This window comes from Bacteroidia bacterium (assembly GCA_033391075.1).
In the GTDB taxonomy this organism is placed as follows: Bacteria; Bacteroidota; Bacteroidia; order J057; family J057; genus JAWPMV01.
The window spans coordinates 6,621,584-6,646,315 of sequence record JAWPMV010000001.1; the positions used below are offsets into that span (position 1 = coordinate 6,621,584).

The following is a 24,732-nucleotide window of genomic DNA, read 5'->3' on the forward strand; positions in this document are numbered from 1 at the left end:
CATCCCTGAATCTACAAGATATCCGGGATCTCTAGCTAAAACAGAGTGGGCAAGAGATCCTGGCTCTTACATTAAGGCCGGGATGTACTGTAGTAAAAGTCAAATAAAATTGGGATTAAATTGAGTTCTATTTTTAGCTACAGCAAAAGCCTGCCTTAAGAGTTTATGAGCAACGGCGACTCTAATGACTTTATGATGTTTACCCTTTTGTTTCATATTTTCTACCATAGATTGACAAAGAGGATTTACTTTCATCGTGGAAAAGGCTCCCATATAGAGATACTTTCTTGCCAAGGCCTGCCCCATTTTTACGATCCTCTCTTTTCCCTTTACAGAGCTTCCCGATGTGAAAATACGAGGACATAATCCCAAATAAGCGACCAATTGTTTGGCAGACTCAAATCGGCTAAAGTCATGGGTAATACAGATCAACAAACAAGCGGTCTTAGGTCCTATACCTGGGATGCTCATAAGCGACTGATAGCTTTGTGAACAATGCTCTTTACTAAGGCTGAGCATCTGTTGCTCCAGCCGCTTGATCGAAGCTTGTAGTTGTTCAATCAGATAAAGCTGCTGACTTCTTACCAAAGGATCCACTATGGGAACTTGATCCATAGCCTCGAACTGATTACGAAGCATCTGGAGCTGTTTTTGAAATAGGTTAATGCTAGTCAAAAACTGCTGTAAGCGGAGAAAAATAGCCGCTGGAGGCTGCCAGGGCTTAATAAAGCTTCGGTGATCCCGTCCATATTGAGCAATTAAGCGCGCGTCTTGCTGATCGGTCTTGGTTCGCCTTAATTGCATCTGACTGTAGCGGCGAATGACCAGGGGATTAACTACACTTAGTTTAATCCCATGCTGATGTAAACTAAAGGCCAGGGATAAATAATAGGGACCACTTGCTTCCATGACACAGAGATCTCCTTGAGAGAGGACTTCGATAAATTTACAATGGCCCGAAGCAGTATTGGAATAGCTTTTTACCCAGCTTTTCCCACTATCATTAAGACAGACTACTTCAAAGCTTTTTTTGGCAATGTCGATTCCATATACGTTATTATCCATAATCCTATATTTGAGCAGCTCTGATTCGAACTTATCAATCCTACATTCTGGCTCTTAGCCTACTGTACTGTTCTAGTTTTGAATCAGAGGGAGAGGGAAACCAACATCCCGGACGGTTTTTTAAACCAATGACACTTAACGGATTTATCTCCTCTCCTTTTGCTGCTTATTCAAATACCACAAACTAAGAATTCTTTTCTTCCCTAGCTCTTAGGCAAGTATAGGATGACAAATTCTTTGTATATACAAAAAGCGTCGTGTGCACACGACGCTTAGTTGATTGATGATTGATCTAATCAAGATTCAGCTATCCTTAATTTTTGAACTTATAATTCTTGGATTTTGCCTGATCACGGATGGCTTTGCTCATGGCCGCATCCAGGGTCTGATCCTCAGATTTGTTTTTCTTTTGCTCAGCCACATAGGACTTTCTCTTTTTATCCAACTCTACAATCTTCTTCTGAATATCATTTCTTTTCGTAGAGAGTTCCTCGATCTTTTGCTTTAACTGGTCTCCATCAAGACTTTGAAATTCAGGAGCCAATTCTTCCTTCTTCAAATCTTCTACTTTTACCTTCTTCTCCTTTACAGCATCCACCAAATCCCAGCTGCTATTTTTATACGCCCCTTTACTTTTCGAAATCGCCCGCTTCGCCATATTCGCACTTCCATATCCAGCAGCATTATTATCCTGGGTAATCTGTCTTTCCTTCATCACTGCTCCACTGCGGCTATAGGAATAATAGGTATCATTGAGTTCAGCATTGAGGGTAGAGATCTCAGAATCATAAGGAGTCGCGATATGGACAGACTGTACATTGTGATCGATGTTCATATAAGCTCCATTCGTCAGGTCCGCTCCATGCTTCCAGAAGGTATTTATGCCCTCCATGTAGTTTCCACAGAAAATGGTATTGACGAGGATGTCTTTCTGCTTGGCTACTTTACAAACTTGTTGATACTGTACATTGCCCTGATTGAAGGGTTCGTTCCCGGCAATGAAAATCATACGCAAATCATCTTTCTTCTCACTCCAGTCCAATTCAAACTGAGCACTTTCGATTACCTTTCCACAATATTCTTCTCCACCATTGGTTTTAAGGGCGAAGAGCTTTTCAGAAATGAGGTCGAGGTCTGTACTCAATGGAGCCAATTGCCTGACGTAGCCCTTTTCAGCACCTAAATGATCTCCTCCATAGGCATAGAGGGCAATTTCCAAATTTGCGTTTGAGCCTGCTTTATGGGCATCACTCAAATCATTGACGACCTGCCAGAGCTTAGACTTGGCCTGATCAATCAATCCATCCATACTGCCACTGATGTCCAGTAACAAAGCAACCTGTATATGGGAAAGTTCATTGCTTAGCCGATGGGTAGGAGCAGTATTTACAGGCTCGACGGGTGTAGGGTTTTCTGGCTGTTGAATCGCAATTACTTCTGTCGGAGCAGGAGACTCTAGGACATAAAGATGATGGGTATCATTGCTCTCAAATAATTTTCCTCCATATACTTTGGCGGCCCAAAGAACGGCAAGTACAAATGGTAAGTAGGCGAGATAGCTTAGGATTCTTTTCATGATTACGGTTTTAATTAGGATAAGTGGATCGTAGCTTTTTTGTGATCTTCATTTCACAAAGACATGCTCAAGCTATCCCGATCTTTTTTGAAAAAATATCTATACTATTTCTGCATACTGCCTCACTTGGTGAATAGACCTTTTGACTGGATAAAGTGGAAAGGCAGACAGGAAGATTAGTCATGTTTAGCTTCTTCGCCTCAATCCTCGTTTTACTTTTTCGCTTTGCCTACGTATGTTAGAAGAAGAATCGCCATCCTATGCGAATAAAAGTCACATGTCTAATCCTTTGCTTATTGCTGCCGCTTGTGCTTCCCGCACAAAAGGAGTCTAAAAAGGATATGAAAATTCCTGCCTCGAAAAGGAAGCTGGAGACAACTAGAATGGATGACTTGATTTTTCGCAAGATCAACGAAGCCAATAAACTGGCAAAAAATGATCCTCAAGCCGCCCTGGGTAAAGTTGAGGAAGCTCTGACAATGAGTTATAAGATGAATAGTCCTCGGGCAGAAGCTTATGCCTACAATACATTGGGGGCTATCAATTATGAGTTGAGTCGTTATGAAATTGCTACGCAGAATTACGAGAAAGCAGTTGGTATTTTTGATAAAATAGGAGATCAACAAGGCCGCTATAACTCCCTGAAATACCTGGGCATGTCTCAGGATGGAATGGGAGATTCAGAAAAGGCTTTGAAGACTTATTCACTCTTCCAGACTGAAGCGGAGAAGGAAAATCGCATTGAAGATATGATTGAAGCCTCCAATCGCATTTCAAGAATTCAGTTTAACAATCAAAATTTCGAGCAAGCACTCGAGGGCTTTCATAAAACCCTGGTCCTACAAGAGAGTAGCAGAGATAGTAGCGGCATCGTCCAATCTTATCTTCACCTGGGTCGGGTAAATCAACAAATCGGGAATTCTGATAAAGCCATTGAGTACTTCGAAAATGCGGATTCCCTCGCAACAAATTTGGGAGATTCCCTCACGGCTTCAAATTCTCTTGACTACCTGAGTGGATTATATAGAAACCAACAAGACCTCGACAATGAGTTGCAGGTACAGCAAAGAGCCCTGAGTAGCAATCGCAGTTTTGGATATAGTTCAAGAGAGGGAAAAGTAAGTAAACGGATTGGAGATATCTATGTAGAGCAAAATCAGATTGCTGAGGCAATTCCTTATTTTAAGAATAGCATCAATCTGGCTGCTGAACTGGGGGAGCTGAGGTCTCAGCAAGAAGCTTATGAAGCGCTGGCAGGAGCTTATGAGAAAGCGGGCAACATTGACGAGGCGATTGTAAACTACCGAGGAGCCATGGAACTTTCGGATCAGATTCAAGCCAAAGAACTCGAAGCAATCGCAGACAGTTTTTCTCTCGAAAAACAATTGGCGCAAAAAGATCTCAAAATTGCCATGCTCAGAAAGGATCAGGAATTGAATGAAGAGAAATTTCGATCCATGCAGGAATTGCAGAATGAGAAAATTGCTCGTCAAAACACGATTATGTATGCCCTCGTGGCTGGGTTGATTCTGGTCCTGATTTCTGGCTTCTTCATTTTGCGGAGCTATAGAGCAAGAAGAAAAGCCAATCAGCTATTGATGTTGAAATCTTTAAGGAGTCAGATGAATCCTCATTTCATTTTCAACTCTCTCAACTCCATCAATAGCTTCATCGCCAAACAAGACGAAAGATCAGCCAACAAATATTTGTCTTCTTTCTCCCGACTGATGAGAACTGTACTGGAAAATTCACAGCAGGATTTCGTGCCCCTCTCTACAGAGATTGAAGTACTGGAAAGATATCTGAGCCTGGAGCACTTCCGCTTTATGGACAAATTTGAATATGAGTTTTTGGTAGATGAGTCGGTGAATAAAGATCAGATTGATATTCCTCCCATGCTGATTCAGCCGTATGTAGAAAATGCGGTTTGGCATGGATTGAGATATAAAGAAGAAAAAGGATTTCTGAAACTGAAATTGAGTCAGGAATCAGCACATCTCCTGATCGAAATTGAAGACAATGGTATCGGTCGTGAGCGTTCACAAGAATTGAAGACCAAACACCAGAAAGCCCAAAAATCTACCGGACTCAAGAATACGGAGGAGCGCCTGAAAATCATCAATGAACTCTACAAAAAAGAAGTGAAGGTCTCCATCGGCAATCTCGATCCGTCAGCTGAGGATGTAGGTACCCGGGTAGAAATAAAATTACCGATATAAAGTATATAAGGCATTGGCACTAACAGCAATCATAGTAGAAGACGAACGCGCCAGTCGCGAAACCTTGCATAGTTATCTGGAAAAATACTGCGCAGATGTTGAGGTAGTAGAAATGGCTGATAGCGTAAAAAGCGGAGTGATCGCAATACGCGAACATAAGCCCGATCTCGTCTTTCTGGACGTTGAGATGCCTTATGGAAATGCTTTTGATTTGCTGGAGGCGATTGGAGAAATCAATTTCCAGACCATTTTTGTGACAGCCTATAGCCACTATGCCATTAAAGCATTGAATTATTCCGCTTCCTATTATTTGCTGAAACCCATAGATATAGAGGAATTGATCGCAGCAGTAGATAAGGTCAAACAAAATATCGAATCCGGTGAGCATCAGCTTCACACCCGTATTCTGATCGATAACCTCCGTACCCTCAATCGCCAAAACAAAAAAGTCGTCCTCCCCATTTTGGATGGTTTTGAAGTAGTAGAAGTTCACGAAATCATCCGATGCCAGGCCAATGGAAACTTCACCGACTTTCTCCTGAAAGACGGAAGCAAAAAAATGATCTGTCGTACCCTGAAATTTTATGATGAATTGCTCTCCGAGTTGGGTTTTATCAGAATTCATAAATCACATCTGGTAAACATGGAGTATATTGTAGGGTATAAAAAAGGAAAAGGAGGACAAGTCTCTATGAAGAATGGCGACATGGTAGATGTCGCCCCTTCGAGGAAAAAAGATCTCCTCAAACACTTTTGATTTGCCATGATGTTTGACAGCCGGAAATTCTATCCGCAGAGCTTGGTATTTTACCTGGCCTGCCTGAGCGGTATGCTTATTTTCGCCCTCGTTACCTATTTTCTCAATCTTCAAAATGGTGCGCTGGGGGATCCTCCATTTGGCATCTGGATCTGGATATCAGCAGCTTTTGGATTGATGGGTATACTGAGCAGTGACTTTTCTTTTTCCTGGTTGAGTAGAAGACTGGATCCCCATTCCAGCTGGGAGTTTCGATCGAGAAATCTTCGCATTGCATTAATCATCCGATACCTATTACTCCAGCTAAGCGCAACAGTAGCGGGAGTCGCCTTCATCATCAGTGGCAATATGTACACCTTCCTCATCATGTTAGGGATCATCGGATTTTCTCTATTTCGTTGGCCCAGACGTGAACAATTGATTCAACAATTACATGCTTCTCAGGATGAGTCCGAGTTGATATAGCTAGTCAGTTATCGTCTTTTGTAAGAGAGATTGTGCCTTCCTGTATTTAATCGGTATCTTCTATTTGGTATATCTAGGCACATGAAAACTCGCTTACTACTCTTTACTTTATGTTTGCCCATCCTCCTCATTGGGCAAAACGGTGAATGGGAGCGTTTCCTCCCCATGACCGAAATAAATGAAATCATTTCTGATCAGGATTACCTTTGGATCGCTACCAATGCAGGACTCATCCGTATGGATGCTGAGCTGTATGACAAAACCTATTTCGATTCGGAAAATGGATTGGCAGGTGATGAGATTCACGACATTCTTTTCGACACAGAGGGGAAATTATGGGCCGCAACTGATGCTGGCTTGAGTGTTTGGGAAAACAATCAATGGAGAAATCTGGCAGTCCCGGAGAAATACGGTAGTTCCACCATATATTCCATGACGCTAGACTGGAATGGTAGGATATGGGCAGGCATGATTGATCAGCTCATACTCATAGAAAATGATCAGCTCGAGTTGTATGAAAATGAAAGGCTTGATGGTAGGGTAGACAAATTGTTTGCCCATGATGGAGTGCTGTGGATGAGTCTTGAAGGGAATCTATGGAAATTGAAGGATGGCCTGATGCAGAAAGAGATTCCTTTCCGCGAGAACCAGCTTAATGACATAAGTATTGATAAAAATGGCAGACTATTGGTAGCCAGCTATCCCTATGAAGATGCTAGTGCCTCTAGTCTGATGCGTTTGAATGGAAATGAATGGGAAGCTGTTCTCTTTTCAGCAATCAGTTCAGATGAAGTGATGCAAAGCCTGGAAAACAGCTGTCGCGAAAATCTCTGGGTCGGTTCTTTTTCTGGAAATATTTATGAGATAGCCCCCGAAGGGCGAAGAAGTGTAAGTATTGCGGGTTTGGATTCCGCCCATTATCCCACAGTAATCCATCACGACCGATTCAGAAATAAAATGTGGATAGCTTCTACTGCTGTTCGGCCCTGGGGAGGTCCTGATTTTTATCCCTTGGGATTGTATGAAATCGAAAACCAAACGGCTACTTACCACAGCATTGCTCGCAATGGGCTTCCTGATATTAATACCATCATAGATCTTTTTCCTGATCCAGATGGCAGCATGTGGGTAATAATGCATAAACACATCATGCATTACGACAAAGGAAGCTGGCAAAGATGGGACCTTGAAAAAAGCATTTCTGCAAGTACACGAGATCAGCAAGGTAGAATATGGATGGGAATGCAAGGGACTCCTTATTTACAGATATTTGATCAGGGCAAAATTAAGGAAGCTAAAGTTGAAGTAAATGGAGAGCTCCAAAACATTCCTCCAACTACGATTAGAAAGATTAGCTTTTCCAATGATAGCAGTTTTTATTTCAGTACTTCTCGCTCTATGATCATTTTTGCTCAATTGGAGGAAATTCAGGAAGAAAGCCTCATCATTTCGCTGGATACGATCAATTCTTTTCCGATTCCCTTAGAAAGGGATAATTTGATTCGGAATCTATATGTATCCAGCGATGATAATCTCTGGATTGTATATGGAGACAATCAGGTGTATCGCTACGGCGGAACTCAATGGACGGGTCCTGCCAATATCAGCCTGGGAGCCATTTATGATATTTCTGATTCGGAGGGAAAGATTTGGTTTAGCGGTGGGGAAAGGGGACTCTTTCCCGGTGGTATAGGATTTACTGATGATGCAAACTGGCCGAATATTGTCCCGTTTGATTTGGGGGATTGCCAATATGAGCAAAGTTTTGCCTGGAATATCGTCGAAAATAGTGGCAACTATTATGTCGCGCATCGCTATGGAATTACCATCCGTGATGAACAGGGAAATTGTACCTATGTACCCAAACCTTCTCAAACTGAATTTCCCGTACTGAGCAAATTGCAATTGGATGCCTACGGAAATGTTTGGACCGCCGCTTTCCGCGAACTTTATGTCTACAATCCCGATCAACTCATTGAGGTGATTCAGGAGCCCGTCGCTGCTCCTCCTATGAATTTCAATTTTGGCGAATATAGCTGTGTAGATCCTTTAGACCTGGAAACCTGGCAAATCTACCCGCTTCCTGTTAGCTATGGGCTTTGGATCGAAAGAAATTTTGCAGTAGACACAGAGGTAGATGTTTACCTCCTGGATTATATGGGCAGAAGAGTAGGGCAGTGGGAAAATCTTGACCCGGGAGCAGGTGACTATAAAAAGTTTCTAGAGCTGGGCAATATTCCAGCCGGCAATTACCTTCTGCAAATTGTGGTGAATGGAGCGACGGAGGTGCGAAAAATCAGTTTACAAACTTTTTAGAGCTTCTGTATTTTCTCAAGCATTTCCGCTGACATCGGAACTTTTTTCTTTTGGGCGTAATCGTAAACTACGATGCGAGATTCATTTTTGGCGGAAACCCGCAAATGCTTTTCACTCACTAATAAGGTCTCCAGGATAAAATCCGTATTCGTCATTTCTTTTATTCGAGAGCCCATCCAGGCGGTATCCGGATAGCTCATGGGGTAGATGTATTTACATTCGGTTTCAGCCAAAATAGGACCGGCCACCTTTCCACTGAAATCAAAGAAGTCAATCTTTTGGAAAAAGTCGAGACGAGAAACCTCAATATATTTGAGGTAAATTACATTATTGACATGCTGGTTTTGATCCATGTCCGCCCATTGGACAGGAACATGGCTGATGACAGGGTAGGGGGAAAGTAATTCCGCTATTTTGGGATTCATCCCTTATTCGAAGGTCAGTGCCACAAATTGGGCGATGCAAACGGGTTTTTCAGAGCCCTCCATTTCGGTTATTCCATCTATAACCATCTTCACTCCATTTTCTCCATAGGGATCCACCTGAACGAGGCTTGCCTTCATTCTCAATTTTGCACCGGAAGGCACATGGGAAGTAAAGCGAACTTTATTGAGTCCATAGTTTACTCCCATTTTTGCAGATTCTACGTGAATCAATTCCCCTACAAAATGAGAGATCAGAGAAAGCGAAAGGAAACCATGAGCAATAGGACCTCCAAATGGAGAATGAGCCTTTGCTTTTTCAATGTCTGTATGAATCCACTGATCATCCAGGGTAGCAACAGCAAAACTGTTGATCATTTCCTGGGTAACGGTAACCCATTTAGAAGGGCCTATTTCTTTTCCTATTGCTGAAGATAAATCGGATAGCTGCTTGAAGGTCATATGGAGATCTTTTCAAATGATTTGGCTGCTTCAATGATAGCAGCTGCATCAAATTTACAAAGATTCCATAACTCCTGCTGCGTACCATGGTCGATGAATTTATCAGGCACTCCCAAACGCTTGATTTGGGCAGAATATCCCTGATCGGCCATGAATTCTACCACTGCAGAACCAAAGCCTCCTTTGATGGCACCATCTTCTACGGTGATCACTTTGCTGTATTTCGTAAATACCTCATGAAGCATTTCTTCATCTATGGGTTTTACAAAACGCATATCATAGTGAGCCGGATAAATGCCTTCTTTATTCAATTCAGCAAGGGCAGCTTGAGCAAAGTTGCCGGGATGACCGATGGTAAGGATAGCGATATCTTCTCCTTCTGTCAGCTGGCGACCTTTTCCTACTTCCAGGAGTTCCAAAGGAGTTCTCCACTCAGGCATAACGCCTTGTCCACGAGGATAGCGGATAGAGAATGGACCTTCTTCCCATTTGGTAGAAGTGTACATGAGGTTTCTTAGCTCTGACTCATTCATCGGAGCCGAGATCACCATATTCGGGATACAACGGAAGTAAGCCAAATCAAATACCCCATGATGTGTAGCGCCATCCGCACCTGCCAATCCTCCTCGATCGAGGCAGAAGACAACGGGCAATTTTTGGAGGGCAACATCATGAACAACCTGATCATAGGCTCTTTGCATGAAGGTCGAGTAGATATTACAGAATACTTTCATGCCCTGAGTCGCAAGACCGGCAGAGAAAGTAACTGCATGTTGCTCAGCAATGCCGACATCGAAAGAACGATCCGGCATTTCTTTAAGCATATATTTCAAACTACAACCACTCGGCATCGCAGGAGTTACTCCCATGATGCGCTCATCCTCTTTCGCCAATTCAATAATGGTATGTCCAAATACATCCTGGTACTTGGGAGGCTGTGGAGCGTCGAAGGTCTTTTTTACAATTTCACCTGTGCCTTTATCGAACAGACCCGGCGCATGCCATTTGGTTTGGTCTTTCTCTGCGAGGTCAAATCCTTTTCCTTTTACGGTAACACAGTGAAGTAATTTCGGACCGGGGATATCTTTGAGATCACTCATCACACGAACCAGATGATTGATGTCATGTCCATCGATAGGACCGAAATAACGGAAACCCAATGCTTCGAATAGCATACCTGGCTTGGTTGCTGCTGTCAGCATTTGTTCCAGCTTACGGGCAGCACCTCTGGCTTTAGGTCCAAACTTTTCCAATTTGCCCAACAGCTTCCACAGCTCATCACGAATCTTGTTATAGGTATGAGAAGTGGTAATATCTGTGAGGTATTCTTTGAGTGCACCTACATTGGGGTCAATGGACATGCAATTGTCATTAAGGATCACCAGTAAATCAGCATCTTCCCATCCTCCGTGGTTTAATCCCTCAAAAGCAATCCCTCCTGTCATCGCACCATCCCCAATCACAGCTATCACTTTTTTATCCTGCTCTCCTTTATAGGCCTTGGCAACCGCCATTCCGACTGCAGCGGATACAGAAGTAGAAGAGTGTCCTACCCCAAAAGTATCGTATTCAGATTCCGATCTTTTAGGGAAACCGGAGATACCGCCAAACTTTCTGTTTGTATGAAAGCGATCTCTACGACCCGTAATCAGTTTATGGCCATAAGCCTGGTGTCCTACATCCCAAACCACCTGATCATAAGGAGTATTGAAAACGTAATGAATGGCAGCAGTTATTTCTACTACTCCGAGACTTGCACCAAAGTGTCCACCATTTACAGAAACAGTAGAAATGATGTAGTCTCTCAAATCCTTACAGAAATCATAAAGCTCTTCCGGCTTCAGTTTTCTCAGGTCCTCAGGGATATTAACTTTCTGTAGGAGCTTACCAGCTTCAATTGCACTCATGTGTTCGTGTTATTTGAGTTTTCTTATGAGAGCATAACCTAGACTCCATATGAATTGTTATACATATATGGATATTCGACTATGTTCTCTCAGCTTGCCTTTGCCTAGAGTGATTTGGCAAAAGATGCGTCTATTATCGCTTTTTCCTGTATAGCATGTTGTTTATAAAATCCCGTCGCAGGACTTGGACTTGGCTTTCTTCCGATATAATGAATTTTCACATCTGTCATTACTCTCAGAATAAAGTTCCAGGGGCCCATATTCCTGGGTTCTTCTTGCACCCAGACATATTCAACACCATTATATTTCTTGATGATTTCTCTCAACTGAACTACAGGTAGGGGATAAAGCTGTTCTATCCTAACGATAGCAACATCTTTACGCTTTTCTTCCTGTTGTCTATTGAGCAAATCATAGTAGATCTTTCCACTACAGAATAATACGCGTTTTACCTTTTTTGGATCTGCATAAGTATCATCAATTACTTCCTGGAAACGAGTTCCTTTGGCAAAGTCTTCAACTTTACTAACACAAAGCGGATATCGTAGCAGTTTTTTCGGCGTAAATACAACCAGTGGAAGCCTGAAATCGCGTTTCAGCTGCCTACGCATTACATGGAAGAAGTTTGCAGGAGTGGTACAGTTGACAATCTGCATATTTTTCCTCGCACAGAGCTCAAGGTAGCGCTCAATTCTGGCTGAAGAGTGCTCAGGCCCTTGTCCTTCAAATCCATGTGGCAATAACTGGATCAGCCCACTCATTCTTTGCCATTTGGTTTCGGCACTTGAGATGTATTGATCCATGATGATCTGGGCTCCATTGGCAAAATCACCAAATTGTGCTTCCCAAATCACCATATTATTAGGGTTGGTGATCGAATATCCATATTCAAATCCCAAAACTCCATATTCGGAGAGGAGGGAATTGTATGCGATAAACTCTGATTGCCCTTCTTTCAAATTGTTGAGGGGAATATAATCCTGCTCCGCATCTTCACTCACAATCACTGCATGCCTGTGAGAAAAGGTTCCTCTTCTACAATCCTGTCCACTCAAGCGGATCGGATGCCCTTCCAGCAATAAAGAGGCATAAGCCAGCAATTCGCCCAAAGCCCAATCCAATCTATCTTCTTTCAACATCCGCAGGCGATCCCCAAAGAGTTTTACAATCTTTTTGTGGGCTTTGAAGTCCGCAGGGATATCATGTAGCTTCTCTATAAGTTCCGATACCAGTTTTTTAGTCAAACCTGTATCTGGAGAAAGTTTTTCAAAGTCTTCTTTTTTCGGTCTGCGTATGCCGTCCCAGGTTCCTTTGAGGAAAGGTGCATGCTCCAGTTTTTCTGTCGCACGAGATTCCTCCAGTTCTTCCTGTAGCATTTTCTTAAACTCCCGCTCCAGCTGTTTAGCCATTTCTCCTTCAAGAGCACCCGCTTCTACCAGTTTATTCACATAGATCTGACGAGGATCCGGATGCTTTTTAATGGTTTTATATAGGAGTGGTTGGGTGAAACTGGGTTCATCGGCTTCATTATGACCATGACGACGGTAACACAGCAAATCTATAAATACATCTCTATGGAAAGTCTGACGAAATTCCATTGCTAATTCAATCGCAAATACCAGGGCCTCCACATCATCTCCATTTACATGGAAAACCGGAGAGCCTGTGATTTTGGCAATATCCGTACAATAGGTACTGGATCTCGCGTCTGTATAATTGGTCGTGAATCCGATTTGGTTGTTGATCACCATGTGGATGGTTCCTCCTGTCTGGTAACCTTCGAGGCGAGACATTTGAATCACCTCATAGACAATCCCCTGAGCCGCGACTGCAGCATCCCCATGTATGAGAATCGGTGCCAGCTTCTCATGATCTCCTCCATATTTGTGATCAATCTTTGCACGGGAAACTCCTTCAACCACTGGATTTACCGTTTCCAGGTGAGAAGGATTGGGCATAAGGCTCAAATGCACCTCATTTCCAACAGAAGTTTTGATGTCTGCAGAAAAGCCCATGTGATACTTTACATCTCCCTGAAAGAGGCTGTCTTCATATTCTTTGCCTTCAAATTCAGAAAAGACTTCATCATATTCTTTGCGAAGGATGTTGGTCAGCACATTCAATCTTCCTCTATGAGCCATACCGATGATGAACTCTTTTATTCCCAACTCCGCACCTTTCTCTATAATGGAATCCAAAGCTGGAATCAAAGCCTCCGCTCCTTCAAGAGAAAAGCGCTTCTGTCCCACAAATTTGGTTCCCAGGAATTTTTCAAAGAAAACTGCCTTATTCAGCATTCCCAGCAAATGCTTCTTCTTATCCATTGAGAAATTAGGGGTATTTCTACTTCCCTCCATTCTCTCCTGCATCCATTCGATTCTTTCCGGATGACGAATGTATCGATATTCGGCTCCTATGGATTGGCAATAGGTTTGCTCAAGCAGAGTAATAATATCTTTCAATTTTGTCGGGCCAGAAAATCCAACGTCTTTCCCCGCTTGAAACATATCGTTCAAATCCCCCTCATCAAGACCAAAGTTTTTCAACTCCAGGGTAGGGGAGTATTTTCTTCTATCTCTAACTGGATTGGTTTTGGTAAATAAGTGTCCTCTGGTTCTGTAGGCATTGATGAGATTCAATACCGCGAGTTCTTTACTTCCTAACACATCACTCGTCTCCTGTCCATTCGAACTTCCATTGGAATAGTTTTGCTGAGCAAATTCAAAACCATCAAAAAATCTTTTCCAGGAAGGGTCAACGGAAGCTGGATCTGCCTGATAATCTTTGTAGAGGTTTTCTACAAATTCTGGGTTGCTGTTGCTTAAAAATGACAAATTGTCCGACATTACTTCTTCTTTTTTCCTTTGCTAATAGGTTGACGGAAATAATCCTGCTAAGGTACGGAATTATCTATTTCTATATATGCTAAAACTGTGCGAAAGCTTTTTGTTTAGACAATTAAAAAACGATAGAGTATCAGAAATCTTTAGTTTATTGGAAAAAACTATTTAATTGTGTCTCCATGTAGCTAAATCACGAGGAAATCTTTCTTAGCATGAGAAAATCTTATACTGAAATAACTGTCAGAAGCTGGACCCTTGACCTATATGGTCAGGTCAGCAATTCCAAATTTTTAGAGTTTTTGGAAGAAGCTCGTTGGAATCATTTCCAGGGATTCTTTGAATCTGGTATGTTTATGGATCTGGGGCTGGCTTTCGTTTTGGTGAATGTAAACCTCAATTATAGTGGCGCAGCCCGATTGGGAGAAATTTTAGATATCGAAACCTGCATAAAGCGTTTTGGAGAAAAAAGCATAACGCTTGAGCATAAGGTCGTCATGCGCAACAAAAAGAAGATCATCCTTGATGGGGAAGTTACTTTTGTGGTGAAGGACCTGGAAAAAGGACATGCAGTTCCAATTTCCGGTAGAATGAAAGATATGTTTCTCAGAGATGCTGGTTAAAAGCCAACCCGGCTTTGACCACCACCTTCCAGCAATTTGTCTACGCCCGGAGTAAATTCTTCGACATCTTCCAGACTAAGCTCTTTTAACATAGCTTCCGTTCGCTTTTTCGAGTCCATTTGAGCAAGTCGCAGGTGTTGATTCTTGATAGATTCTTCAACCACTTTTCTCACTGCACGAGCATTTCCAAAGAATTTATTTTTCTGGCTATGAAGGTGCTGGAAATATTTTTCCAGATGATCCATAGCTTCTTTACTGGCTTCGATTTCCTCTTGTTTAAAGCTCAGCTTTGCGATTTCGAGAAGTTGATCTGGCGAATAGTCCTGAAATTCAAATTTGCGATCAAAACGAGAACGAAGACCGGGATTCGCATCCAGGAATTTCTTCATATTGTCGGGATAGCCTACGGCAATCACTACCAGTTCACCCCTCATATCTTCCATCCGTTTCAAGACAGCTTCTATGGCTTCCTTTCCAAAATGATCTCCCGCTCCCTGGCTTAATGCATAAGCCTCATCTATAAATAAAACTCCTCCACGTGCTTTCTCAATTACCCCAGCTGTTTTGATAGCGGTTTGTCCTACATGCCCTGCCACCAAATGCTGACGATCACATTCTACCAAGCTCCCTCTTTCCAAAATTCCGAGAGCTTTATAAATTTTCCCCAGAATACGAGCAACAGTCGTTTTTCCTGTTCCCGGGTTGCCTGTAAATACTGTATGAAGAGAGAATCGATTTAAGACATCCTTGCCGACCTCTTTATAGAAGCGCACCAACTTCACCAAATCCTGTACCTCTGTCTTCACATTTTCCAGGCCGATCAAACGATTCAACTCATCCAGGGCCTCGGCAAGTAGGGTTTCATCCACCGGAATCCGAGCCATCTTTTGGGATTTGGTCTCAAAGATCGCTTCCACATCCTCCATTTGAATTACTGAAAGATCCTCTTTGGTCAAATCATCTTTATCTTTTTGGGCCATGATCCTCAAACCGAGGTTCATTTTGGCTTCTGTGATCAGAGATATTGCATAGCGGGCATTCCCAAAACTGCTATCTCTCCCTCGATAAGCATCTGTAAGTTTTTTATTCAATACTTCCAGAGCTTCCGGAGAAAGAGAAACCAGGCTCTTTCTGGAGGAAAGCAAAGCAATCTCTTCCAATTCCTGTGGTGTATAGTCATCAAATTCAAATCTCATATTGAAACGAGATTTGAGACCGGGATTGGAATGAAGGAAGGTATCCATCTCTTTGGGATAACCCGCAACTACGATGGCCAGGTCATCTTTCCCACTGGTCATTTCTTTTATCAACAGTTCAATCACTTCCCGACCATAGTCTTTGGTATCATCTCCTCCTCTTGCCAATGCATAGGCCTCATCAATAAATAAAATACCCCCACGAGCTTTTTCGATTGCATCTTTTACCTTAGGCGCGGTTTGTCCTATGTATTCTCCAATGATGTCTGCACGATCGACTTCATGTACATGTCCTTTGGTCAGAAGTCCCAATTTCTTATAGATCCGTCCCAACATTCGCGCAACCGTCGTTTTTCCTGTACCCGGATTTCCGGTAAATACCACATGAAGATTTACTCCCTGATTATCATCAAAGCCTTTTTCTTTCCGAAGTTGAAGGAAGTTCAGGTATTGGGCGTATTCCCGAATGCGGGTTTTGACCGTTTCCAAACCAATCAACTCGTCCAGCTCTTTCAGGACTTCTTCCAGAGTCATCTCATCCAATTCGGAGAGGGAGGGCATACCAAGCACTGCCTGACCGGTTTCATCAGGAAGCAAGAGCTGATTATCTCCTTCTATGCTGGTCTTATCTACTTTAAAAGGAACGATTCCGATGAGATTGTCCATGAAGACAATCTCCACTGTATAGTTATCCGGGAACCAGGTGCCTTTATGATCTGAGCCCCAACCGGAAGTAATGACTAGCTCATCCTGTTTCTCCTTAACAGGATACAGCTCAACTGTCCTTCCTTTCAATTGGCGTGCATCATTATAAAAATTGAAGACCAGCTCCGCCATCCAATTGGTCTTGAATTTATTTTTGGCTTTGAATTCGATCCAGACGAAACGAGATTCATCGCTGCTAAATTCCTTTAAGTAAAGTGGATTTCTTTTTTTGCTATCCTGATTGGAACCTTCGTAGAGTTTTACATGCTCGATCTCCAGATACGGATTGTTGTGAGCACTTACCGTTCCTGCATTATATATATAGAATTGCTGCGTCCCAACTTTGGTCCCGTCAATATAGGCTTCCCAATAGTAGGTACCCTCTTTCCAGAACATGCCTTTCTTTTCCATGCCCCAGCCTTCACGGATGTAAACAATATTGAGGTCTTTGGAGACAGCTTTGGGAATATCGATGGAACACATCTCGGTTCCTTTCTTTCTTCTATCTGAAGGTTGGGAAAATGCTTTTAGCTGAATCTGGGCATCCCAGTCTTCTTCATCAAACAATTTATTGAAGAAAGAAAGCTCTGCATATATATAGGTTATCTCATTTTTATCAAATACCTGTCTATATTTCTTTTTACTCTCAGCAAGCCATTCAGTAGAAGCATAGGTCTTCAATGCTTTGAACTTATGCTTCACAAAATCTGATGGTTTTGTATTTGACATGTTTCGTAGAGAATTTTTAATCTAAATCGAGTCGAACAAAAATCGAATTTTTATTTGATTTCCACAATTGGGAATCAAATCAAGCCTAAACAAAATAAATTTTTGCATTAACTGGAACGAAATTTGTTCCTAAAAAGTAGTAATCTTTCCCTTCTGGCCATATTCTCCCCCCCAATCAGGCCATTTTAGCCACCCACAATTACAAATTCGTAACAAATTACCCATTTATAAAGGGTAATATTTTAATTTTTGACCGCTCGCAAAAAATCTAAAAAAACGGCCCAAATCTTACATATTGTTTCCTTTGCGAAATATTTGTTATATAATTGTTTCAAAATAAAGGGTCAGAACAAAATCAACACATGATCTAGATTCGCCTTTTGTTTTTGGGGTTTTTTTCAAAATTTATTTTAAAGTCTATAGACTACACTTGGACGCAAGTGTGCCTTGTTGATACTCATTCTCATTCTTATTCTCATTCTTTACAGAATAATGGAGAGTGAAATTAAATATTTCATGTTTGGTTGGTTAATTAATGTAACGTATGAAAATCCAATTTTCTCCTGATAACCCACGATTGCTCCAGATATTTGACAGACACGCCCAGAATTTCCTCGTTTCACAGACCGAGAACGATACCTACACTACCAAGGTTAATCGTCTATTAGTAAATCAGTTGAAAAATGATGCGCCTGGGATTGAGGTCGTAGCTGATCACTTGTCTATGAGCGTTCGCAGCTTGCAGATGAAGTTGAAAGAAGAAGGCACCAGCTATCAGAAACTACTGAATGCTGTACGCAAAAACTTCGCTATTGCATACCTGCGTGAAAGAAAGGTTAGCAAAGGAGAGATTGCCCACATGCTCGGATTCTCTGAAATAAGCGTTTTCTCCAGAACCTTTAAGAAATGGACGGGCAAAAGCCCCTCCGAATATCAGGCCGCATTTGGCTGATTAGAACGAAAGTGCTTAACAAAATATCATTTGCCAGGGCCTGTCTTTGAGACAGGCCTTTTGCATATACTGGAAAATCCTCGGGAAATCCCTAATTTTGCATCAATTTGAGAGAATTTTTATCAAAATGACAGACGAGGAAAAGGAACTGATCCTGGAATCTATCCGAAATGATGTGGCACTAGTTGGCAAAGCCTTAAAAACCATTTCCGAAAAGGTGGTCGAGGAAGGCATATCTGAATATCCTTTATTTATCGCTTCTCAGGAGTATGTAGATATAGGAAAGCCAGTCTTTGACCGGGATAGTGTACAACTAAACTGGTTTTTCAATGCTTCCATCCTGGAGGATTTCACGCAAAAGAGATTGATCACCCCGGATAAAGCAGCCAACTTCACCCGGACATTTGGGGATCCTTCAGAGAAAGCCTGCATCTTTGTGATCAAAGGAGGAGAAGCATTTTTTGTTTTCGTTCCCTATGATCCGGACCAGGAAGAGATGAAAGAAAATGGGAAAGATGTAACTTAAATCCTCAGATTGACCATCTTTTCATGAAAAAATAACAGACCTTGCAATACCAGAATACTGTCTGTATATACGCTAATGTCTAAGAATTTTCCCTCAAGCTTCGAACATGCTCTTCAGAATCCCATGAATTCTTTTCAAGCCCCCAAAGAAAATAATCTTCAATCGGAATTGGAGCAACTCAAACGAACCAATGAGTCTTTGGAAAAAGAGTTGAATATGCTGGCCTATGCTGTTTCTCATGATCTTGAGCAACCGCTTCGTCATATTATGGCTTTTAGCAAGCTACTGGGAAGGAAGATTCAGGATTATGATGATGCCGAGGTACTGAAATATGCTGAATTTGTTCAAAATTCCGGAGAGATATTGGAAAAGCGAATCAATGCCATTCTGAAGTTTTCTCGCCTGTCTCAGCATGAAATAAAAATCAGTACCGTTTCCACCGAAGCTTTGGTACAGAATATCATCGAGAAAATCCAGCTAGATCAGACTAAAGCAAATATTGAAACAGAGCTTCAGAATCTTCCCGAACTGGAAAGTGATAAAGAACTGCTGAAGACACTTTTCTCAGAACTACTGGATAATGCTTTGCATTTTTGTTCTCAGAAAGAGGCTCCCAAAGTTCGAATATGGGGAGAAGGGGATGGGACGAGCAAAAGCATCATTATTGAAGATAATGGCATTGGGCTCGGCTCTCAAAAGCTGGAGCGATTGATCAAATTGTTTCAACAAGCAGATGATGGCTTTCCCAGAAATGCCCAAAGTATCGGGATCGGACTTTCTATGGCCCAAAGAGCCGCCAATATGCTGGGAGCCAAAATTTGCCATACAGAAACTCCTGAAGGCAATACCCGTTTTCAAGTTCTATTTACCTGATCAGGGTGACAGTACCCGCCTGGCTAAATAAGGTTCCGTCATAGCCGATTCCTTCCACCCGAAAAACATATACTCCTTCCTGAACAGGCTTTCCTTTATAGAGGCCATCCCAGCCAATATTTAGATCTGTACTCTCAAATAGTTTTTCTCCCCAACGATTGAAAATCATGATCCTTGCCTCCTCTACAAAGAGGCTGGTAATGGTAAATCTTTCATTGTGTTGATCTCCGTTTGGGCTAAAGGCATTGGGGTAAAAAATCTGGGGGCCAATGGGAACACAAACAATATTGGATATACTTGTGAGTTCTTTTCCTCCACTTTCATCTGCCAATAAACGATAACAATATTCTCTTTGAGGAAGGTCGGTTTCCCGATCAATGAATTCAGTAAAAGAAGCACCAATATCACTGACTGGCTCAAAGCTTTGTGTAGCTTCATTGAAAACTTCCAATCGGTAATTTCGAATTCCCCCCAGCCAGTCTTCATAAGGATTCCAATTGAAAAACACATTTCCTACCTGGCGATTGGCTTCCAAATAGATGCTCCGGGCGATCCTTCCTATAGGTGTTTGCTCCCCACAACTATCGGTAACATAGGCTCTATAGCGATAGGATTGATCATGAACTTTTACGCTTTCATCTGTCCAGCTCAAAACAGGATCGGTAGCTGGCTGTCGATAAACCGCTGTATATCCATTTCCTGCATCTTTTTCGATGATCAATTCACGGGCATAGGGGATATCTGGAAGAGGGCTCCACTGGATTTGGACGAAAGTGTCTTCGAAGACAGTAGCCAAACAAAGATCCATAGGGAGAGTAGGGGCCTCATGCAAAGGCATTTCCGATTGGATATTGCTCCAGGAAATGAGGATATCATTGGCTTTGAATGCTTCCACTCGATAGGTCTCTTCTTCTTCACAAAAGACATCCGTATCCTCATAAGTTGTAACTGTTCCCGGCAATTCAGCTATCAGCTGGATATTGCTCAGGCCATAATTCTGAACTTTATATAGCCTGTACCTTTCCACTTCCCGCCAGCCCACATAGTCAGACCAATTCAGATTGACCTGTCCCAGAGCCCCTTGGGTTTCAAGCAGGATGCTGCAATGTTCATTGGCTGTAGTCAAGTCAGACACTTTGCCGCATTCATTCGCTACCTGAAGTTTGTAGCAATAGCTGGTATTTCGGGTATTCAGGCTCCGATCTACAAATCGAGTCGTCTGAAGGTTGTTGATGGTTTGGATGGGAATATAATTTCCCCCGGCATCTTCCCGATACAAAATATAGCTCTGGAAGTCATCAAAAGTATTGGGAAAAGGATCGTATTCGATCTCAATTTCAGAATCACTCAAAACACTTACGAAGCGAATTTCAGGAGCTGTGGGATCAATATTCGGTTCGACTATCACTCCTGCTGGCTGAATCATCGTATCTCGACATCCTGACTGATTGGTCACGATCAATTGGATATCATAAGAGCCGGGATTTGAGAAAATGACCGTAGGGTTTTGAAGATTGGAAGTGGTAAAGCCAAAATCCCATTCCCATAGGACGATTTGATTATCAGAAGTACTTTGATCCGTAAAGGTCAGGGTATCCCCTCCACATAATTGACCTGCACTTATCAGGAAATCGGCTGTAGGTTTGGGATAAATTAAAATGCTGTCTGGCGACTGAATCAGGACCTGGCATCCGGCATTATCTTCCGCGATCAAAATCGGATAGTAAATGCCTGAATCCGGATAGGCGTAGATGACATTTGCACCACTATCGAGCGTCCCATTTTGAAAGTCCCAGATGAAGCGAGACACATTCACCACATTTTGGGTAGTAAAGGAAATGGGCTCACCCGGACAGGCCGTTCCAGGTGTAAAGGAGAAATCTACCTGAGGGCCTCCGATTTGGATAAAATCTGGTTCTACAACATTCGCCACACAGCCCGCTGTTGTCGTACCCATCAGACTCACATCAAAGTCTCCACTTTCCAGATACAAATGAGAAGGATTGATTCCGGTAGAACTGGCCCCATCGCCAAAGTCCCAATTCCAGGCCGTAAAGCTATGGGGAGAAAGGGCATTTGCGGTAAAGTTTACCAATAGGGGAGGACAGGCAGCAGCAGTTGTATCTGCCGTAATAGAGATCAGAGGATCAGCTATTATGATGTATCCGGGCAAAAAAAGCGTACTATCGCAGCCATTAAAGTCCGTAACCGTAAGACTTACATCATAGACTCCATTAGCTGTATAGCTATGAATGGGGTTCGTTACGGTCGAAGTAGTACCATCTCCAAAGTCCCACAAATAACTCAAGCCATTTCCAATAGAAGTATTGAAAAAGGTAATGGGATTGTTGACACAGTTGATGGGTTCGTCCGCATTGAAATTCGCTATGGCCTGAAAGACAGAGATATAGTTTCTTCGAGTTAAGGTATCGGTACAACCGAGGGTGTCGCTGGCAATCAAACTCACGGTATAAGTCCCGGGATTTGTATAGGTAAAAATGGGATTCTCATCCGTAGAAGTAGCCCCCGCAGGCCCAAAGGTCCATTGCCAATTTGTTACGTTTGAGACGGAAGTTGTAAGATTGTCAAACTGGACTGTATAGGGTGCACATCCCCGTACATCCGGCAAAACCTGAAAATCGACTACCGGTTCCGAAACAGGAACCGGAATGCTCAGCTGCTCATTACAGCCTGCGCTATTAAAGGTGATCAGAGTCAGATTATATACTCCCGGATCGGTATACACATGTATAGGGTTTCTCAGGAAAGAGGAATCACCATCTCCAAAATACCATATCCGTCCAATGGAATTTGAAGTAGAATCTTCCAATTGAAGAATGACGGGATTGCAGCCTCCTTGAGAAGTGAATCTCAATTGGGGATCTATGGTTTCAATATTGAGAGGAAGGGAAACCGAATCCACACAGCCTGTACTATCATTGAAGGCATAGAGTTTTATCTGATAACTTCCTTCCTGGGTGTAGGTATGAACGGGTACCGTATCGGTATAGGTAGTTCCATCACCCATATCCCATAAATATCGATGAGCATCTATAGACTCATTTGCAATTAAGGGCACATAAGGAATACTGCAGCCGCTTGGTGAAGTACGGAAGGCAGCAACTGGAGAAAGTATATCAATGTATTGAGGTCTTGTCAAAGTATCCGGACAACCATTATGAAAGGCGATCAAGGTTACATCCATCAGACCGGTATCCCGAAAAACATGAGTCGGTTCATATATCCTCGAATTCTGTCCATCTCCAAAAATCCAAAATGCACTATCTGCACCTATGGATAAATTCGTGAATTCAACGGATTCACTGGCACAAAGCTGAAAGTTGTTTGCTACAAAATCAGCGATAGGTTTTTCTCCTACCTGCACGCCTCTACTTCTACGCAGGGTATCTCTACATCCATGCTCCGTATCAATGATGAGGGTAATAGTATAAACACCTGTATCCGGATACACATGAGAAGGCATAGAATCTGTCGAAGTTGTCCCATCTCCAAAATCCCAGAACCAACTATTGACCCTTGAGGGAGTTGGGCTAACTTCCAGGAAGCTTACAGACAGAGGTGCACAGCCCTCCGGAGGAATAGCAGCGAAGGCTGCCTGGGTTTGTCCGGTAACTATCCTATTGGGTCGAATGATGGTAGCCGGGCAGCCATCCGCATTATAGGCTGTCAATTTCACATCATACAAATACGGCTGGCCCGTTGGAGAACTGATAGGCAAAGTCGGATAGGTGTGTGTGGGATTAGGATCGGTAGAAGTGGTTCCATCTCCAAATTCCCATAAATAGGAAAGGGCCGAAGAACTGCTATTGGTAAAGCTGGTAATATGAGGAGCTTCACAAAGTAAGGTATCCGAAACTGAGAAATCAGGAGTAGGTGGTGTACTCACTCTGATTTGCTGACTGGATTGAAAACTACATCCACTGGGATCTAATATTGTTACGTTTACGGTATAAAGGCCCGGTGTCCGGTAGGTAAAAACGGCATTACAATCCGTGCTACTTCCTCCCGGAACTCCAAAGTCCCAATTTACTACACTGCCAAAGCCTCCTCCACAAAAGAAATCTACTGCTTGTCCCACACAGGCTACAGAATCACTCACCTGAATATTCACCTGTACATTTCCTACATTGATCAGACCGGCCTTCACAACAGTATCTGAACATCCCAAAGGACTGCTGACAATGTGGGTAACATCAAAGCTTCCATTTCCATTGTAGGTGGTGGAAGGATTGACCTGATTGGAGGTCTGTCCATTCCCCAAATCCCAGGAATGGGTAAAAGCAGAACCTGATCCTGTGCTAAAAAAATTGACAGGGAAAGGGGCTGCACAGCCTAAAGCATTATCTGCGATAAAGGAGGCATCAGGCCTGGGATTCACTATGATAAGGGCTTGCTTTTGTTCCGTTCCTTCACAGCCTCTTACATCTGTGGCAATTAGGCTTACACTAAAGGTCCCGGGGCTGGTATAGATATGATTTACGTTTTGTACACTTCCTGTATCGCCATCTCCAAAATCCCAGAGCCAGGAAGTAATGGGATTGCTGCCCGGCTGAGTTTGGTCGGTAAACTGAACGGATTCTCCTTCACAAATCTGTATAGGACTGGCGGTAAAATCTGCAATGGGATTGTCAAAAATCTCTATGTAGTTACTTTTAGTGATTTCCCTTGTTCCCCCTCCCGGATAAATCGCTCGCATACGAACCGTATAGAATCCCGGATTTATATAGGTAACTCCCGGACTGACCGCATTAGAGTTGGTTCCATTTCCCAAATCCCATTCATAGGAAGTAGCGCCTGGGGCATTGGGCGTAAAAACAATCACCTGGGGACTACATCCCTGACTGACACTGGCAGTAAAATCGACTTGAGCCTGCAAAGGGAAAAAAGTTCCCAAGAGGAAAACGCAGAGTAGATAGATGTGTGTATGTTTTAACATGGTCGCAAGGGTTGTGTTGTGAATACCAGATTCACCTATTTGCCTTAATGATTTCTACGGTTGATGCGAGCCACTATTTCTTATTACGAAGCTAATCGGGAAATCGTAGCCTGACAATATTTAATTTGAACAAAATAGTAAT

General features: G+C 42.6%; 16 protein-coding genes. 8 read left to right on the plus strand and 8 right to left on the minus strand.

Annotation, left to right across the window (positions count from 1 at the left end; all coding sequences use genetic code 11):
• Positions 1 to 99 precede the first annotated feature (99 nt).
• Entirely contained in the window at positions 100 to 1,065 is a 966-nt protein-coding gene (locus R8P61_26525) for an IS110 family transposase (GenBank protein ID MDW3650659.1), read from the minus strand.
• Between the two features lie 313 nt (positions 1,066 to 1,378).
• The gene (locus tag R8P61_26530; protein MDW3650660.1) at positions 1,379 to 2,641 is read right to left on the minus strand and encodes a VWA domain-containing protein; all 1,263 of its coding nucleotides are present in this window, start codon (positions 2,639 to 2,641) and stop codon (positions 1,379 to 1,381) included.
• A 341-nt stretch (positions 2,642 to 2,982) separates the two neighbouring features.
• Here R8P61_26530 and R8P61_26535 point away from each other — a divergent pair, with 341 nt between their 5' ends.
• The 4 genes from R8P61_26535 to R8P61_26550 all read left to right on the plus strand — a co-directional run bounded on the left by R8P61_26535 (position 2,983) and on the right by R8P61_26550 (position 8,398).
• A complete protein-coding gene (locus tag R8P61_26535) occupies positions 2,983 to 4,860 on the plus strand; it encodes a histidine kinase (GenBank protein MDW3650661.1) in 1,878 nt (625 codons plus the stop codon).
• Between the two features lie 13 nt (positions 4,861 to 4,873).
• On the plus strand, positions 4,874 to 5,617 hold the full coding sequence (locus R8P61_26540) for a LytTR family DNA-binding domain-containing protein (GenBank protein ID MDW3650662.1): 744 nt from the start codon (positions 4,874 to 4,876) through the stop codon (positions 5,615 to 5,617).
• A gap of 6 nt (positions 5,618 to 5,623) precedes the next feature.
• A complete protein-coding gene (locus R8P61_26545) occupies positions 5,624 to 6,082 on the plus strand; it encodes a hypothetical protein (protein MDW3650663.1) in 459 nt (152 codons plus the stop codon).
• An 81-nt stretch (positions 6,083 to 6,163) separates the two neighbouring features.
• Complete coding sequence (locus R8P61_26550) at positions 6,164 to 8,398, plus strand: hypothetical protein (protein MDW3650664.1); 2,235 nt, start codon at positions 6,164 to 6,166, stop codon at positions 8,396 to 8,398.
• Here R8P61_26550 and R8P61_26555 read toward each other — a convergent pair.
• The 4 genes from R8P61_26555 to R8P61_26570 all read right to left on the minus strand — a co-directional run bounded on the left by R8P61_26555 (position 8,395) and on the right by R8P61_26570 (position 14,035).
• Positions 8,395 to 8,823 (minus strand): thioesterase family protein, encoded by a 429-nt coding sequence (locus R8P61_26555; GenBank protein ID MDW3650665.1) that lies wholly within the window; start codon positions 8,821 to 8,823, stop codon positions 8,395 to 8,397. The genes R8P61_26550 and R8P61_26555 overlap by 4 nt on opposite strands.
• 3 nt (positions 8,824 to 8,826) lie before the next feature.
• On the minus strand, positions 8,827 to 9,282 hold the full coding sequence (locus R8P61_26560; protein ID MDW3650666.1) for a MaoC family dehydratase: 456 nt from the start codon (positions 9,280 to 9,282) through the stop codon (positions 8,827 to 8,829).
• Complete coding sequence (gene dxs / locus R8P61_26565) at positions 9,279 to 11,189, minus strand: 1-deoxy-D-xylulose-5-phosphate synthase (protein MDW3650667.1); 1,911 nt, start codon at positions 11,187 to 11,189, stop codon at positions 9,279 to 9,281. The genes R8P61_26560 and dxs overlap by 4 nt, the downstream gene beginning before the upstream one ends.
• 104 nt (positions 11,190 to 11,293) lie before the next feature.
• On the minus strand, positions 11,294 to 14,035 hold the full coding sequence (locus R8P61_26570; GenBank protein MDW3650668.1) for a 2-oxoglutarate dehydrogenase E1 component: 2,742 nt from the start codon (positions 14,033 to 14,035) through the stop codon (positions 11,294 to 11,296).
• 209 nt (positions 14,036 to 14,244) lie between these two features.
• On the opposite strand from R8P61_26570, the gene R8P61_26575 reads away from it, so the two are divergent.
• Positions 14,245 to 14,652, plus strand: coding sequence for a thioesterase family protein (locus tag R8P61_26575; GenBank protein MDW3650669.1), 408 nt, complete (start codon positions 14,245 to 14,247; stop codon positions 14,650 to 14,652).
• Here R8P61_26575 and R8P61_26580 read toward each other — a convergent pair.
• A complete protein-coding gene (locus tag R8P61_26580) occupies positions 14,649 to 17,282 on the minus strand; it encodes an AAA family ATPase (protein ID MDW3650670.1) in 2,634 nt (877 codons plus the stop codon). The two genes, R8P61_26575 and R8P61_26580, sit on opposite strands and share 4 nt — an antisense overlap.
• A 544-nt stretch (positions 17,283 to 17,826) precedes the next feature.
• Between R8P61_26580 and R8P61_26585 the strand changes: the two genes are divergently transcribed.
• The 3 genes from R8P61_26585 to R8P61_26595 all read left to right on the plus strand — a co-directional run bounded on the left by R8P61_26585 (position 17,827) and on the right by R8P61_26595 (position 19,633).
• Positions 17,827 to 18,234 (plus strand): helix-turn-helix transcriptional regulator, encoded by a 408-nt coding sequence (locus R8P61_26585; GenBank protein ID MDW3650671.1) that lies wholly within the window; start codon positions 17,827 to 17,829, stop codon positions 18,232 to 18,234.
• 127 nt (positions 18,235 to 18,361) lie between these two features.
• Positions 18,362 to 18,760 carry a hypothetical protein gene (locus R8P61_26590; GenBank protein ID MDW3650672.1) on the plus strand — a complete coding sequence of 133 codons (399 nt, stop codon included), beginning with the start codon at positions 18,362 to 18,364 and terminating at the stop codon, positions 18,758 to 18,760.
• 123 nt (positions 18,761 to 18,883) lie between these two features.
• On the plus strand, positions 18,884 to 19,633 hold the full coding sequence (locus tag R8P61_26595) for an ATP-binding protein (protein ID MDW3650673.1): 750 nt from the start codon (positions 18,884 to 18,886) through the stop codon (positions 19,631 to 19,633).
• On the opposite strand, the gene R8P61_26600 is transcribed toward R8P61_26595, so the two are convergent.
• Complete coding sequence (locus R8P61_26600; GenBank protein MDW3650674.1) at positions 19,626 to 24,590, minus strand: PKD domain-containing protein; 4,965 nt, start codon at positions 24,588 to 24,590, stop codon at positions 19,626 to 19,628. The genes R8P61_26595 and R8P61_26600 overlap by 8 nt on opposite strands.
• Positions 24,591 to 24,732: the final 142 nt, after the last annotated feature.

Excerpts from the sequence above, each read along its gene's own strand:
- R8P61_26600 (MDW3650674.1), bottom strand. The coding sequence starts at position 24,590 with ATGTTAAAACATACACACATCTATCTACTCTGCGTTTTCCTCTTGGGA.
- R8P61_26580 (MDW3650670.1), bottom strand. The coding sequence starts at position 17,282 with ATGTCAAATACAAAACCATCAGATTTTGTGAAGCATAAGTTCAAAGCA.
- R8P61_26550 (MDW3650664.1), top strand. The coding sequence starts at position 6,164 with ATGAAAACTCGCTTACTACTCTTTACTTTATGTTTGCCCATCCTCCTC.
- R8P61_26535 (MDW3650661.1), top strand. The coding sequence starts at position 2,983 with ATGAAAATTCCTGCCTCGAAAAGGAAGCTGGAGACAACTAGAATGGAT.
- R8P61_26575 (MDW3650669.1), top strand. The coding sequence starts at position 14,245 with ATGAGAAAATCTTATACTGAAATAACTGTCAGAAGCTGGACCCTTGAC.
- R8P61_26560 (MDW3650666.1), bottom strand. The coding sequence starts at position 9,282 with ATGACCTTCAAGCAGCTATCCGATTTATCTTCAGCAATAGGAAAAGAA.
- R8P61_26525 (MDW3650659.1), bottom strand. The coding sequence starts at position 1,065 with ATGGATAATAACGTATATGGAATCGACATTGCCAAAAAAAGCTTTGAA.
- R8P61_26555 (MDW3650665.1), bottom strand. The coding sequence starts at position 8,823 with ATGAATCCCAAAATAGCGGAATTACTTTCCCCCTACCCTGTCATCAGC.
- R8P61_26590 (MDW3650672.1), top strand. The coding sequence starts at position 18,362 with ATGACAGACGAGGAAAAGGAACTGATCCTGGAATCTATCCGAAATGAT.
- R8P61_26585 (MDW3650671.1), top strand. The coding sequence starts at position 17,827 with ATGAAAATCCAATTTTCTCCTGATAACCCACGATTGCTCCAGATATTT.
- R8P61_26595 (MDW3650673.1), top strand. The coding sequence starts at position 18,884 with ATGAATTCTTTTCAAGCCCCCAAAGAAAATAATCTTCAATCGGAATTG.
- R8P61_26570 (MDW3650668.1), bottom strand. The coding sequence starts at position 14,035 with ATGTCGGACAATTTGTCATTTTTAAGCAACAGCAACCCAGAATTTGTA.
- dxs (MDW3650667.1), bottom strand. The coding sequence starts at position 11,189 with ATGAGTGCAATTGAAGCTGGTAAGCTCCTACAGAAAGTTAATATCCCT.
- R8P61_26530 (MDW3650660.1), bottom strand. The coding sequence starts at position 2,641 with ATGAAAAGAATCCTAAGCTATCTCGCCTACTTACCATTTGTACTTGCC.
- R8P61_26545 (MDW3650663.1), top strand. The coding sequence starts at position 5,624 with ATGATGTTTGACAGCCGGAAATTCTATCCGCAGAGCTTGGTATTTTAC.